This is a genomic window from Streptomyces sp. NPDC007162 (assembly GCF_040634175.1).
GTDB lineage: Bacteria > Actinomycetota > Actinomycetes > Streptomycetales > Streptomycetaceae > Streptomyces.
Window position 1 is genome coordinate 17,493 of the sequence record NZ_JBEYFC010000040.1, and the last position, 13,987, is coordinate 31,479.

A 13,987-nucleotide genomic window follows, 5' to 3' on the forward strand; every position below is an offset into this window, starting at 1 on the left:
CCCCCACGGGATCCGGCCGGGCGCTCGGTATGGCAGCGCCTGAATCGCTGCATTGAGCACAACGGGCACCGCCCGCCGTACTACGTGTCGTGCTACCAGTGATGCGGTGCGATCTGCCGGGACCCGTACGGCACGGGAGGGCCGCTCAAAGCTTCCCGCCGTACGTGCCCCGGCAACGCATCTCTGAGGAAGTCCCCCAAGACATCCCCAGATGCCAGGTCAGCGCCCCCCAAGACGCTTCTCTGACATCGCCAACTTAGACCTTCGAACCCCTTCGATGGTTACGTTCACACCACTGTGATCTGCGTCTCTTGCATATGTCCCATAGATGCGCAAGAGCCCCGATACAGCGATCGGAGCTCAAGCGTAAGGATGATGCGCGAGCCTTGTGAAGAGCTTATGTGAGGTGCGCGTCGGACTCCAGGGGGACTTCTACATCGAGCACGGCGAACCCTCGGTAACTTTCACCGGAAGGCGCGCAGCCGCAGGCTGTTGGTCACCACGAACACCGAGGAGAAGGCCATCGCGGCCCCCGCGATCATCGGGTTCAGCAGTCCGGCGGCGGCGAGCGGGAGCGCGGCCACGTTGTAGCCGAAGGCCCAGCCGAGGTTGCCCTTGATGGTGGCCAGGGTCCGCCGGGACAGCCGGATCGCGTCCGCCGCCACCCGCAGGTCCCCGCGCACCAGGGTCAGGTCGGCGGCCTCGATCGCCGCGTCCGTCCCCGTGCCCATCGCGAGCCCGAGGTCGGCGGTGGCCAGCGCCGCCGCGTCGTTGACGCCGTCGCCGACCATGGCGACCGTCCGCCCCTCGCCCTGCAGCCGCCGTACCACCGCCACCTTGTCCTCGGGCAGCACCTCCGCGTACACGTGCCCCGGGTCGATCCCCACGGCCCGCGCGACCGTCTCGGCCACCGGCCGGTTGTCGCCGGTCAGCAGGACCGGCGTCAGTCCGAGCGCGCGCAGCTCGCGCACCGCCTCGGCGCTTGACTCCTTGACCGCGTCGGCGACCGCGAGGACCCCGCGGGCCGCTCCGTCCCAGCCGACCAGGACCGCCGTACGGCCCGCCCGCTCGGCCCTGGAGCGCGCCGCGGCCAGTTCCTCGGGAACCGGACCGGTGATCTCGGCGAGCCGCCCCACGGTCACCTCGCGGCCTTCCACGCGCCCGCGTACGCCCCGGCCGGGGACGTTCTCGAAGTCCTCGACCCCGGGCAGCTCCCCGACCCGCTCACCGGCGCCCGCGGCGATCGCCCGGGCGACCGGGTGCTCGGAGGCGTGTTCGACGGCGCCCGCGAGTCGCAGCACCTCGTCCTCGTCGGCGCCCTCGGCGGCGTACACCTCCTGAAGGCTCATCCGCCCGGTGGTCACCGTCCCGGTCTTGTCGAGCACGACGGTGTCGACCCGGCGCGTGGACTCCAGCACCTCCGGGCCCTTGATCAGGATGCCGAGCTGCGCGCCCCGCCCGGTGCCGACCATCAGCGCGGTCGGCGTGGCCAGGCCCAGCGCGCACGGGCAGGCGATGATGAGCACGGCGACGGCGGCCGTGAACGCGGCGGCCGGGTCCCCGGTGACGCCCAGCCAGACCCCGAAGGTGCCCAGCGCGATCAGCATGACGACGGGCACGAAGACGGCGGAGATCCGGTCGGCGAGCCGCTGCACCTCGGCCTTGCCGTTCTGCGCGTCCTCCACCAGCCGTGCCATCCGCGCCAGCTGGGTGTCCGCGCCGATGCGGGTGGCCTCGACGACCAGCCGCCCGCCCACGTTGACGGTCGCGCCCGTGACGGTGTCCCCGGCGCTCACGTCCACCGGCACCGACTCACCGGTCAGCATCGACGCGTCGACCGCCGAGACGCCCTCGACCACGGTCCCGTCGGTGGCGATCTTCTCGCCGGGCCGTACGACGAACCGGTCGCCGACCGCCAGGGACCCCACCGGGACCCGTACCTCACGACCCGCGCGCAGCACCGCCACGTCCTTGGCGCCCAGCTCCATCAGGGCCCTGAGGGCCGCACCAGCCCGCCGCTTGGAGCGCGCCTCCAGATAGCGGCCGAGCAGGATCAGCGCGACGACCCCGGCGGCGACCTCCAGGTAGATCGTGGACGCGCTGTCCGTGCGCGAGACCGTGAACCGGAACTCGTCGTGCATGCCCGCCATCCCGGCGTCGCCGAAGAACAGCGCCCACAGCGACCAGCCGAAGGCGGCGAGCGTGCCGACCGAGACCAGCGTGTCCATGGTGGCCGCGCCGTGCCGGGCGTTGGTCCAGGCGGCCCGGTGGAACTGCCAGCCGCCCCAGAGAACCACCGGCGACGCCAGGGTCAGCGACAGCCACTGCCAGTTGTCGAACTGCAGCGCCGGGACCATCGCCAGCAGCACCACCGGGGCGGCGAGCAGCGCGGAGACCAGGAGGCGCCGACGCGGCCCGGCGAGTTCCGGGTCCCGGCCGGACGCTTCGGACGCGGCTTCCGGCTCCGGCTGGGCCGGCTCCGGGGGTGTCGGTTCCTCGGCCGTGTACCCGGTCTTGACGACCGTGGCGACCAGATCCGCGACCTGAACCCCCTGGGGGTATGTGACCTTGGCCTTCTCGGTGGCGTAGTTCACGGTGGCCGTGACGCCGTCCATGCGGTTGAGCTTCTTCTCGACGCGGGCGGCGCACGAGGCGCACGTCATGCCGCCGATGAGCAGCTCGACCTCGGCCGTGCCGGCCGTGGGCGGCGGGGCTATCGGTGTCCTCGCGGTGGATGTGGTGCTGGTGGTGCTGGTGGTCATGTCCGGACTCCATGCAACGGATCGGACCGCACGGATCCAGTATGAGCTGGTCGGCGCGGCCCGGCGGAGAGATGTGTGTCAGACGTGCGGACTGCCGCGCGGGGCTCTCAGACGCGGCCGACGAGCTCGAAGCCCGCCTCGTCGACGGCGGCGCGGACCGCCTCCTCGTCGAGCGGGGCGGCGGACACGACCGTGACCTCGCCGCTGGCCGCGACGGCCGTCACCGAGGTGACGCCGGCGAGTTCGGAGATCTCTGCGGAGACGGAACCCTCGCAGTGCCCGCAGCTCATGCCGGTCACCTTGTAGACGGCGGTCACGGAGCCCGAAGTGTCGGTCTGGGCGGTCATGTCGTTCTCCTCGTCGAGGCGGGTGGGGCCGATGGGGCCCAGGAGGGGGCCCCACTCTGGTCACACTATACCCCTAGGGGGTATTTCTCCAAGAGGGGTCACGGCGCGCCAGCGAGCACACCCAGGCCACCCCCGCCAGGGAGACGAGCATCAGCAGGCCCACCGAGAACAGTGTGAAGAGGTGCTCCTGTGCCGCGGTGGGGTGCGGGATGTAACCCTCGGCGAACAGCTCCCTGTTCACTCCGGTACCCGCCAGGCGGGCCACCAGCCAGATCGCCACGCCGTGCGTGGAGTCCCACAGCGCGTGCAGCAGGGCCACGCCGAGGCAGCTGCCGACCACCTGGGCGGTGAGCCGGAAGCGGCCGTTCGGGCGACGGGAGGCGAGCAGGGCGGCGCCTGCGATCGCGGTCCACAGGCCGTGTCCGAAGGGGGCCAGTACGCCGCGCAGGATCTCCGTCTCGATCAGTGCCCGCAGGTCGATGCCCTCGGTGGAGACGGCGGCGTTGAACGCGTACCCGGAGCTCTCCAGGGCCGCGAAACCGAAGCCGACGGCCGCGCCGAGCACCAGTCCGGCGCGTATGCCGCGGATCCCCGGCAGCCGGCGCAGGACGAACACCAGCGCGCCGAGCTTCACCGCCTCCTCGATCAGGCCGACGCAGACGAACATCCCCCAGGACGGGCGTACGAGGTAGGACTCCATCACCGAGGCGCCCAGCACCCCGAGCGTGCCGCCCGTCAGGAAGCAGCCGAGGATCGCGCTGACGCCGAGGTCACGGCCGTGCCGCTCGTAGGCCCACAGGACGAAGACGACCGGGACGAGAAAGCTGCCGAGCAGGATCAGCGTCGGCAGCAGCGTGGTGTTCCCCGTCGCGTACGTGACCAGCGCGGTCAGCACCCACAGGGCGAGCCCGCCGCCGAGGCAGCGCTTCCACAGGCCCGCGCGGATACGGGGGTACGGCGGTGGCGGCTGCTGCGGACCCGGGATGCGGGCCTGCGGCCGGCCGGGGGGCGGAGAGTGGGTCACGGTGGGTCCCCTCGTGTTCCGGCGGGCGCGGTGGTGCCCACCGGAACCGGTCGATTTACCCGAACTTTAGGCAGAAGCCCGGTCTGTCGCAGTCCGGGAGTCGCGGGGGAGTGGCCCCGGACGGGGCGGACCACGAGGGAGGGGATGGCCGGGAGGCGGGCTGTCCGGGCACCGGATCCGGTCCGACCCCGGGGATTGCGGGGCGGGACGCCGGCGTCCTCGGTGATGCCGCCGGGCATGTCCGGGCCGGGCGGCGACGGCGGTCCGGGAGTCGGTGCGGGTGCGATCAGTCCGGTGCGACCTGGGTGGTCCAGGCCGCCGCGGCGCCTACCCTTCGCGCAGTCCCCGAAAGGAGCACGCGCGTATGCGAGCCGTCGTCTTCGAGCAGTTCCGCAGCCCCGCCGAGGTGAGAGACGTCCCTGATCCGCGCCCGGCGCCCCACGGCGTGGTCGTCCGGGTCGAGGCCACCGGTCTGTGCCGGTCCGACTGGCACGGCTGGATGGGCCACGACCCCGACATCACGCTCCCGCACGTACCCGGCCACGAACTCGCCGGTGTCGTCGAGGCGGTCGGCGCCGGGGTGACCGGCCGGCGCCCCGGCGACCGGGTCACCGTCCCCTTCGTCTGCGCCTGCGGCACCTGCCCGTCCTGCGCGGCCGGCGACCAGCAGGTCTGCGAACGCCAGACCCAGCCCGGCTTCACCCACTGGGGCTCCTTCGCCCAGTACGTGGCGCTGGACCACGCGGACGTGAACCTGGTGGCGATCCCGGAGGACATGTCGTACGCGACGGCGGCCTCCCTCGGCTGCCGCTTCGCCACCGCCTTCCGCGCGGTGGTGCAGCAGGGCAGGGCCGCGGCGGGGGAGTGGGTGTCGGTGTACGGCTGCGGAGGCGTCGGTCTGTCGGCGGTGATGATCGCGGCGGCCGGCGGGGCGCGGGTCGTGGCGGTCGACGTCTCGGCCGGGGCGCTGGACCTGGCGAGGGAGTTCGGCGCGGCCCACTGCGTGAACGCGGCGGACACCGAGGACCCGGCGGCGGCCGTCCGCGACCTCACCTCCGGCGGCACCCACCTCTCCCTGGACGCCCTCGGCTCCCCGGCCACCGCGGCCGCCTCGGTCAACTCCCTGCGCCGCCGCGGCCGACACGTCCAGGTGGGCCTGCTGCCGTCCCCGCAGGGCACCACACCGGTACCGCTGGCCCGGGCGATCGCCCTCGAACTGGAGCTCCGGGGCAGTCACGGCATGCCCGCCCACGCCTACCCCACCCTCCTCGAACTGGTCGGCGCCGGTACCCTCCGCCCCGACCTCCTGATCGCCAGGACGATCACCCTGGACCAGGCCCCGCAGGCCCTGGCGGCGATGGACACGGCTCCGGCCGCGGGGGTGACGGTCGTCGAGCCCTGGTCCTGACGCGCACGCGCCCCTCCGCTCGGCAGGCGGGGCTTCGGCGCGGGAGAGCGGTTCAGAGGTCTCTGCGGCCCCGGTTGCCGGGGCGGGAGGCGACCCAGGCGCGGACCGTGTCCGCGTACCAGTAGGGCTTGCCGCCCTCGACATGGTCGGGCGGCGGGAGCAGCCCGTGTTTTCGGTACGAGCGGACGGTGTCGGGCTGCACGCGGATGTGCGCAGCGATCTCCTTGTACGACCAGAGCCTTCGGTCGGTCATGGGACGCACCTCCCTGCGCGCACCGCGGGGGCGACCGGAGGCGGTCGTCGGGGGAACCGGGCGCGGCGCTGGCGATCACAAAGCCTGTGCCCGGTGAACGACGCAGAGTGACTGTCCGCAAGCGGCTGTCGTCCTGGTGTGACCGACAACCCGCGTATGCGTGACATGTGTGACACAGCCGGGGCGGCTGTGACGGAGTCGGGGCAAAGGCCCGCGTCGACCCGTCGGCGGGTCGGGTTGACACCGGCCGCCCGTCCCCCCGCCCCTCCGGACGGCCCCCTCACTGTCATCCGAATGTCCGGACAAAGCATTGACACGGCGTCCCGCGCAGGGCTACAAACCACGGGAGAGCCATGACGAAGGGATGCCGATGGCGTACGACCTGATCACCATGGGGCGGATCGGGGTGGACCTCTATCCGCTCCAGACCGGTGTCCCGCTCGCCCAGGTGTCGTCCTTCGGCAAGTTCCTCGGCGGGTCGGCGACGAACGTCGCGGTGGCCGCCGCCCGCCTCGGCCGCAGCACCGCCGTCATCACCCGTACCGGCGACGACGCCTTCGGCGCCTACCTGCACGAGGCGCTGCGCGACTTCGGCGTGGACGACCGCTGGGTCACCCCGGTCCCCGGGCTGAACACCCCCGTCACCTTCTGCGAGGTCTTCCCGCCGGACGACTTCCCGCTGTACTTCTACCGGCAGCCCAAGGCCCCGGACCTGGAGATCGACGCCCACGAACTGGACCTCGACGCCGTCCGGGACGCCCGGATCTTCTGGGTCACCGGCACCGGTCTGAGCGAGGAGCCCAGCCGCACGGCGACCCTCGCGGCCCTCGCCCACCGCGCCAAGTCGGGCACCACCGTCTTCGACCTGGACTGGCGGCCGATGTTCTGGGCGGACCCGGACGCGGCCCGCCCCTTCTACACGGAGGCGCTCAAGCACACCACCGTCGCCGTCGGCAATCTCGACGAGGTCGAGGTCGCCACCGGCGTACGCGAACCGCAGGCCGCCGCCCAGGCCCTGCTGGACGCCGGCGTCGAGGTGGCGGTCGTGAAGCAGGGCCCCAAGGGCGTCCTCGCCGTGAACCGCGACGGCGACCGCGCCGAGGTACCGCCGCTGCCCGTCGACGTCCTCAACGGACTGGGCGCCGGTGACGCCTTCGGCGGCTCCCTGTGCCACGGCCTCCTCGAGGGCTGGGACCTGGAGAAGATCATGCGCCACGCCAACGCGGCCGGCGCGATCGTCGCCTCCCGCCTGGAGTGCTCCTCCGCGATGCCCACCGGCGAGGAGATCGCCGCCGCGCTCGCCGCCGGAGCGGTGCGGTGAGGGCCGGCCGCGTCACGGGCGCCCACCACGAGGGCGGCGCCCCCGCCAAGGAGACGGCCGTGGACATCGCCGCCCTCGTCCACACCCGTACCCACCACCCCGAGGCGATCGCCGAGGCGGCCGCCCGGCGCTCGCGCCGCCCCCTCCTCAACGAGGACGGCAAGCTGATGATCGTCGCCGCGGACCACCCGGCCCGCGGCGCCCTCGGCGTCGGCGGCGACCGGCTCGCCATGGCCAACCGCGCCGACCTGCTGGAACGGCTGTGCCTCGCGCTGTCCCGGCCCGGCGTCGACGGCGTCCTCGCCACCGCCGACATCCTGGACGACCTGCTCCTGCTCGGTGTCCTGGACGGCAAGGTCGTCATGGGCTCGATGAACCGGGGCGGACTCCAGGGCGCCTCCTTCGAACTCGACGACCGGTTCACCGGCCACCGCGCCGAGGACATACAGCGTCTCGGGTTCGACGCAGGCAAGCTGCTGCTGCGCATCGACTACGACGACCCGGGCTCGCTCACCACCCTGGAGTCCACCGCACGCGCCATCGACGACATGGCCGCGCGCCGGCTCCCGGTCTTCGTCGAGCCGTTCATCAGCCGCCGCACCCCCGAGGGCAAGGTCAGGAACGACCTGTCCGCGGAGGCGGTCACCAGGTCCATCGCCATCGCCTCGGGGCTCGGCGGCAGTTCGGCCTACACCTGGCTGAAAGTCCCGGTCACCGACAACCCGGACGACATGGCGCAGGTCATGGCGACGTCCACGCTCCCCGCCGTGCTGCTCGGCGGAGAGGTCGGTGACGACCAGGACGGCGCCTACGAGAAGTGGCGCAGCGCCCTGCAACTTCCCACCGTGCGCGGCCTGGTGGTCGGCCGTTCACTGCTGTACCCGGCGGACGGCGACGTGGCCGCCGCCGTCGACACCGCCGTTGGACTTCTGTGAGGCCCTGATGACGACCAGCGAGCTGCACCTGAGCAAGGGTTCGACCGCGAACGCCCAGTACGCGCTCGACATCGACCCCAAGCGGGCCGGTTGGGCGCACAGCAGCCTGCGGATCGTCGAACTGGCCCCGGGTGGAACGCATTTGTTCACCACCGGGGACAGCGAGTGGATCGTGCTTCCGCTGCAGGGCGGTTGTACGGTGCGAACAGAGGGACAAGAGTTCCAGATCCTGGGCCGGGAGAGCGTGTTCGGCGGAGTCTCGGACTTCGCGTACGCGCCCCGGGACGCCCAGGTCCAGATCGCCTCCGGCGCGGGAGGCCGCTTCGCCCTGGCAGGAGCGAAGTGCGAGCGACGACTCCCCGCCCGCTACGGCCCCGCGCCGGAGGTCCCCGTCGAAGACCGCGGCAGCGGCACCAGCGCCAGGCAGGTGCGCAACTTCGCCTCCGCGGACGCCTTCGACTGCGACAAGCTGATCGCCGTCGAGGTGATCACGCCCGGCGGCAACTGGTCCTCGTACCCGCCGCACAAGCACGACGAGCACCGGCCCGGCGAGGAGTCGGAGCTGGAGGAGATCTACTACTTCGAGATCGACGGACCGAACGGTATCGGGTACCAGCGCGTATTCCCCTCCCGTGAGGGCGGTACGGACGTCCTCGCCGAGGTCCGCTCCGGCGACGCCGTGCTTGTTCCCGACGGATGGCACGGCCCGTCGATCGCGCAGCCCGGGCACGACATGTACTACCTGAACGTCATGGCGGGGCCGGGTGCGACGCGGGAGTGGCGGATCTGCTTCCACCCGGACCATCTGGAGGGTTACCGATGACGATTCGGTTGACCGTCGCGCAAGCGCTTGTCCGCTTCCTCGCCGTCCAGTTCACCGAACGGGACGGCGAGCGCCGCCGTCTCATCGGCGCCACCTGGGGCATCTTCGGCCACGGCAACGTGGCCGGCCTCGGCCAGGCACTCCTGGAGTACGCGGACGACATGCCGTACCACCAGGGCCGCAACGAACAGGCCATGGTGCACGCGGCGGTCGGCTACGCGCGTCAGTCGAACCGTCTCGCCACGCACGCCGTCACCACCTCCATCGGCCCCGGCGCCACCAACCTGGTCACGGGCGCCGCCCTCGCCACGATCAACCACCTCCCGGTCCTGCTCCTGCCCGGCGACGTCTTCGCCGGCCGCCCCGCCGACCCGGTCCTCCAGCAGCTCGAAGTCCCGTACGCGGCCGACGTGTCCGTGAACGACACGCTGCGCCCGGTGTCGAAGTTCTTCGACCGGATCAACCGCCCCGAACAGCTGATCCCCTCCGCCCTCGCCGCCATGCGGGTGCTCACCGACCCCGTCGAGACCGGCGCCGTGACCCTCGCCCTCCCGCAGGACGTCCAGGCCGAGGCGTACGACTGGCCCGAGGAGTTCTTCGCCGAACGCGTGTGGACCGTACGGCGGCCCGGGGCCGACCGGGCCGAACTCGCCGCGGCGGTGACGGCGATCAGGAACGCACGCCGCCCCGTGATCATCGCCGGCGGCGGCGTCCACCACAGCCGCGCCGAAGCGGCGCTCGCCGACTTCGCCGAGGCCACCCGCATCCCCGTCGCGTCCACCCAGGCGGGCAAGGGCTCGCTGCGCTGGGACCACCCGCAGGACGTCGGCGGGGTCGGCCACACCGGCACCGCCACCGCCGACGAACTCGCCCGCACCGCCGACCTGGTCATCGGCGTCGGCACCCGCTACACCGACTTCACCACGGCCTCCGGCACCCTCTTCGAGAACCCGGACGTCCGCTTCCTCAACCTCAACATCGCGCCCCACGACGGCCACAAGCTGGCCGGGCTGCCCCTGGTCGCCGACGCCCGCAGCGCTCTCACCGAGCTGCGCGGGGCCCTGGACGGCCACCGGACCGCCGACTCCTACGTCACCGAGTACACCGAGGACAAGGAGCGCTGGGAGCAGCGCGTCGACGCCTGCTACGAGGCCGACGAACCCGACATCCGGCCGACTCAGCCGCAGATCCTCGGCGCCCTCGACGCCCTCGTCGACGAGACCGACGTCATCGTCAACGCGGCCGGCTCCCTCCCCGGCGACCTGCACCGGATGTGGCGGGCCCGGTCGCACGACCAGTACCACCTGGAGTACGGCTACTCGTGCATGGGCTACGAGATACCGGCCGCCATCGGGGTGAAACTCGCCGCGCCGGAGCGCAACGTGTGGGCGCTGGTCGGCGACGGCACGTATCTGATGATGCCGACCGAGATAGTGACCGCCGTGCAGGAGGGGACAGCCATCAAGGTGCTGCTGGTGCAGAACCACGGCTACGCCTCCATCGGCGGCCTGTCCGAGTCGGTGGGCGGCGAGCGGTTCGGCACCGCGTACCGCCTTCCCTCGGACGACGGCACCCTCACGGGCGCTCCGCTGCCCGTCGACCTCGCCGCCAACGCGGCCAGCCTCGGTATGCGGGTGCTGCGCGCGAAGACGGTACGGGACCTGCGCGCGGCGCTGGCCGAGGCGCGGGCCGCCGACGCTCCCACATGTGTCTACGTCGAGACGCAAACGGCAGACACTGTGTCGGGCCCGCCTCCGGCGCAGGCCTGGTGGGATGTACCTGTGGCCGCGACCGCGACCCGATCCGCCGCGGTCAAGGCACGTGAGCTCTACGAACGGCACGTCTCGACCCGACGCCGCCATCTGTGAAGGAGTAACCGGTCATGACGAAGATCGTCAACCACTGGATCGGCGGCAAGTCCGTCGACGGCACGTCGGGCAACTTCGGGCCGGTCACCGACCCGGCCACCGGCGCGGTCACCACGAAGGTCGCGTTCGCGTCGGTCGACGAGGTCGACGCCGCGGTCGCCGCCGCCAAGGACGCCTACCTGAGCTGGGGCCAGTCCTCGCTGGCCAGGCGCACGGAGATCCTCTTCAAGTTCCGCGCGCTGCTGGACGCCAACCGCGACGCCATCGCGGAGCTGATCACCGCCGAGCACGGCAAGGTGCACTCCGACGCGCTCGGTGAGGTCGCGCGCGGCCTGGAGATCGTGGACCTGGCCTGCGGTATCAGCGTGCAGCTGAAGGGCGAGCTGTCCACGCAGGTCGCGAGCCGGGTGGACGTCTCCTCGATCCGCCAGCCGCTGGGTGTCGTGGCGGGCATCACGCCGTTCAACTTCCCGGCGATGGTCCCGATGTGGATGTTCCCGATCGCCATCGCGTGCGGCAACACGTTCGTGCTGAAGCCGTCGGAGAAGGACCCGTCGGCGTCCATCAAGATCGCCGAGCTGCTGGCCGAGGCCGGTCTCCCGGACGGCGTCTTCAACGTCGTGCACGGTGACAAGGTGGCCGTGGACCGCCTGCTGGAGCACCCCGACGTCAAGGCGGTCTCCTTCGTCGGCTCCACCCCGATCGCCCGCCACATCCACACCACCGCCTCCGCCAACCACAAGCGCGTACAGGCCCTGGGCGGCGCCAAGAACCACATGCTGGTGCTCCCGGACGCCGACCTGGACGCGGCGGCCGACGCGGCCGTCTCCGCGGCCTACGGCTCGGCCGGCGAGCGCTGCATGGCGATCTCGGCGGTCGTGGCGGTCGGCGCGATCGGCGACGAGCTGGTGGCGAAGATCCGCGAGCGCGCCGAGAAGATCAAGATCGGTCCCGGCAACGACCCGACCTCGGAGATGGGCCCGCTGATCACGGCCGTCCACCGCGACAAGGTGGCCTCCTACGTGACCGGCGCGGCGGCCGAGGGCTCGGAGGTCGTCCTCGACGGCACCGGCTACACCGTCGAGGGCTTCGAGGACGGGCACTGGATCGGCATCTCGCTGCTGGACAAGGTGCCGACGACCGCGAAGGCGTACACCGACGAGATCTTCGGCCCGGTCCTGTGCGTGCTGCGCGTGGACACGTACGAGGAGGGCGTGGCGCTGATCAACGCCTCCCCCTTCGGCAACGGCACCGCGATCTTCACCCGGGACGGCGGCGCGGCCCGCCGCTTCCAGCTGGAGATCGAGGCCGGCATGGTCGGCGTGAACGTCCCGATCCCGGTGCCGGTGGGCTACCACAGCTTCGGCGGCTGGAAGGACTCGCTCTTCGGCGACCACCACATCTACGGCAACGACGGCACGCACTTCTACACCCGCGGCAAGGTCGTCACCACCCGCTGGCCCGACCCGGCGGACGCCCCCGCGGGCGTCGACCTGGGCTTCCCGCGCAACCACTGAGGGTGACCGATCCGCCCCGTCGGGGCCGTCCGGAATCCGGACGGCCCCGACTTTTTTTGGCGGCCCACCTTCGGTTCTCGTTTCCATGGGATGAAACGGGTGACTTAAGTTATTTGCGTTCATGACCTTCGAAAGCATGGTCATGCGGTGAGCAGTCTTGATGATTGCTCTATCCATGCGCTCGACCCTAAGAAAGTGATGTGACGCCGCTCGCTTTAAGAGTGCGGAATCCGAAGGTAAACAGCCATTGACGCCATGGTTTTCGTCGGGGTTCCATGCAGCGCAGCCCAACCGCCGGAGGCATCCGCACAAGTCGATCGGAACCGCCGCATGACCGACACGCTCCGCCCTGTCGACAACGCCGTCACCGAGGCGTCCGACAGTCCCCAGACGCTCAAGCGCTCCATCGGAGTGGTAGGCGGCACCCTCCTGACCCTCTCCTGCGTCACCCCGGCCTCCACGCTCTTCGTGGTCGTCCCCGACCTGTTCGGCACCCTCGGCACCGCGACCGCCCTCACCATCGCCATCGGCTCCCTCCTCTGTATCGCCGTGGCGTTCTGCTACTCCGAACTCGGCACGCTCATCCCGAGTGCGGGCGGCGAGTACGCGATGGTGTCCACGATGGCCGGACGCCTGGCCGGCTGGCTGGTCTTCGTGCTGTCCCTCCTCGTCGTCATGATCGTGCCCCCGGTGATCTCGATGGGCACGGCCGACTACCTGGCGCCGATCGTCCACCTCGACCCGGCCATGACCGGCGCGGGCGTGATGCTGCTCGCGACCCTCGCGGGCCTGCTCGACCTGCGCGCGAACGCCTGGATCACCGGCATCTTCCTGGTCCTGGAGGTCATCGCGGCCGGCGTGGTCGCCGTACTCGGCTTCTCCCACAGCCACCGCGGAGTCGGCAGCCTCACCTCCATGCAGGTGGCGGGCACCGGCGGCCACACCACGACCGTCACCGCGATGCTCGTCGTCTCCGGCCTCGCCATCGCCCTCTTCGTCACCCAGGGCTTCTCCACCGCGGTCTACCTCTCCGAGGAACTGGAGGACCCGCGCCGCAACGTCGCCCGTACGGTCCTCGCCACCCTCGCCATCTCCACGGTGGTCATCCTCGTCCCGGTCGCCGCGATCACCATGGGCGCGACCGACCTCAAGGCCCTCACGGGCGGCGACATCAGCTCCATGGTCACCGCCTGGTCCAACTCCGCGGTCGGCACGTTCGTCAGCCTCTGCGTGGCCCTCGCGATCATCAACGCGGGCATCGTCATGGTCATCCAGAACTCCCGCGTCCTGTTCGCCTCGGCCCGCGACAAGGCCTGGCCGAACCCGGTCAACAGCGGCCTCTCCCGCCTCGGCCGCTTCGGCTCCCCCTGGGTCGCCACCCTCGCCGTCGGCGTCCCCGGCGCCCTGCTCTGCTTCGTCAACCTGGACACCCTGTACGGCGTGACGGGCGTGTCGGTGACGGGCATGTACCTCCTGGTCGCCATCGCCGCGCTGCTGTCCCGCCGGGGCCACCACAAGCACACCCCCGCCTGGCGGATGCCGCTCTGGCCGGCGATGCCGGTCCTCCTCATCGTGGTCCTGGCGTACATCCTCACCCAGCAGGAGACGACGTACCTCCTGTGGACCGGCGGCATCACGGCGGCGGCCACCCTCTACTGGGCCTTCTACCTCCGCCCCCGCAAGAACACCCACTGGGTCGTCTCCATCCCGGAGGACGTGGCGTCCCGAT

At 71.5% G+C, this 13,987-nt stretch carries 11 protein-coding genes; 7 read left to right on the forward strand and 4 right to left on the reverse strand.

The features are described 5' to 3' along the window. Window positions 1-464: 464 nt before the first annotated feature. The 3 genes from ABZ646_RS07405 to ABZ646_RS07415 form a co-directional block, all read right to left on the reverse strand. Window positions 465-2,762 carry a heavy metal translocating P-type ATPase gene (locus ABZ646_RS07405; protein ID WP_360513986.1) on the reverse strand — a complete coding sequence of 766 codons (2,298 nt, stop codon included), beginning with the start codon at window positions 2,760-2,762 and terminating at the stop codon, window positions 465-467. Between the two features lie 107 nt (window positions 2,763-2,869). Further along, complete coding sequence (locus ABZ646_RS07410; protein WP_360513989.1) at window positions 2,870-3,109, reverse strand: heavy-metal-associated domain-containing protein; 240 nt, start codon at window positions 3,107-3,109, stop codon at window positions 2,870-2,872. A 73-nt stretch (window positions 3,110-3,182) separates the two neighbouring features. After that, window positions 3,183-4,133, reverse strand: a complete 951-nt coding sequence (locus ABZ646_RS07415; protein ID WP_360513992.1) for a PrsW family intramembrane metalloprotease — start codon at window positions 4,131-4,133, stop codon at window positions 3,183-3,185. Window positions 4,134-4,497: 364 nt separating this feature from the next. Here ABZ646_RS07415 and ABZ646_RS07420 point away from each other — a divergent pair, with 364 nt between their 5' ends. Next, the gene (locus tag ABZ646_RS07420; RefSeq protein WP_360513995.1) at window positions 4,498-5,541 is read left to right on the forward strand and encodes a zinc-dependent alcohol dehydrogenase family protein; all 1,044 of its coding nucleotides are present in this window, start codon (window positions 4,498-4,500) and stop codon (window positions 5,539-5,541) included. Window positions 5,542-5,593: 52 nt separating this feature from the next. Here the strand turns inward: ABZ646_RS07420 and ABZ646_RS07425 are convergent, their stop codons facing one another. Beyond that, window positions 5,594-5,794, reverse strand: coding sequence for a MerR family transcriptional regulator (locus ABZ646_RS07425; protein WP_037649824.1), 201 nt, complete (start codon window positions 5,792-5,794; stop codon window positions 5,594-5,596). Window positions 5,795-6,164: 370 nt separating this feature from the next. Between ABZ646_RS07425 and iolC the strand changes: the two genes are divergently transcribed. The 6 genes from iolC to ABZ646_RS07455 form a co-directional block, all read left to right on the forward strand. Further along, window positions 6,165-7,115: a 5-dehydro-2-deoxygluconokinase gene (gene iolC, locus ABZ646_RS07430; protein ID WP_360513998.1), complete on the forward strand. Its 951-nt coding sequence runs from the start codon at window positions 6,165-6,167 to the stop codon at window positions 7,113-7,115. 59 nt (window positions 7,116-7,174) lie between these two features. After that, window positions 7,175-8,050: a deoxyribose-phosphate aldolase gene (locus ABZ646_RS07435; protein WP_360514013.1), complete on the forward strand. Its 876-nt coding sequence runs from the start codon at window positions 7,175-7,177 to the stop codon at window positions 8,048-8,050. 7 nt (window positions 8,051-8,057) lie between these two features. Beyond that, window positions 8,058-8,873, forward strand: a complete 816-nt coding sequence (gene iolB, locus ABZ646_RS07440; RefSeq protein WP_360514001.1) for a 5-deoxy-glucuronate isomerase — start codon at window positions 8,058-8,060, stop codon at window positions 8,871-8,873. Then, window positions 8,870-10,741 (forward strand): 3D-(3,5/4)-trihydroxycyclohexane-1,2-dione acylhydrolase (decyclizing), encoded by a 1,872-nt coding sequence (gene iolD / locus ABZ646_RS07445; protein WP_360514004.1) that lies wholly within the window; start codon window positions 8,870-8,872, stop codon window positions 10,739-10,741. Before iolB ends, iolD begins: the two co-directional genes overlap by 4 nt. 14 nt (window positions 10,742-10,755) lie before the next feature. After that, a complete protein-coding gene (mmsA, locus tag ABZ646_RS07450; RefSeq protein WP_360514007.1) occupies window positions 10,756-12,258 on the forward strand; it encodes a CoA-acylating methylmalonate-semialdehyde dehydrogenase in 1,503 nt (500 codons plus the stop codon). A gap of 330 nt (window positions 12,259-12,588) precedes the next feature. Further along, window positions 12,589-13,987 (forward strand): APC family permease (locus ABZ646_RS07455; protein WP_360514010.1); only part of this gene is annotated, 1,399 nt, incomplete at its 3' end.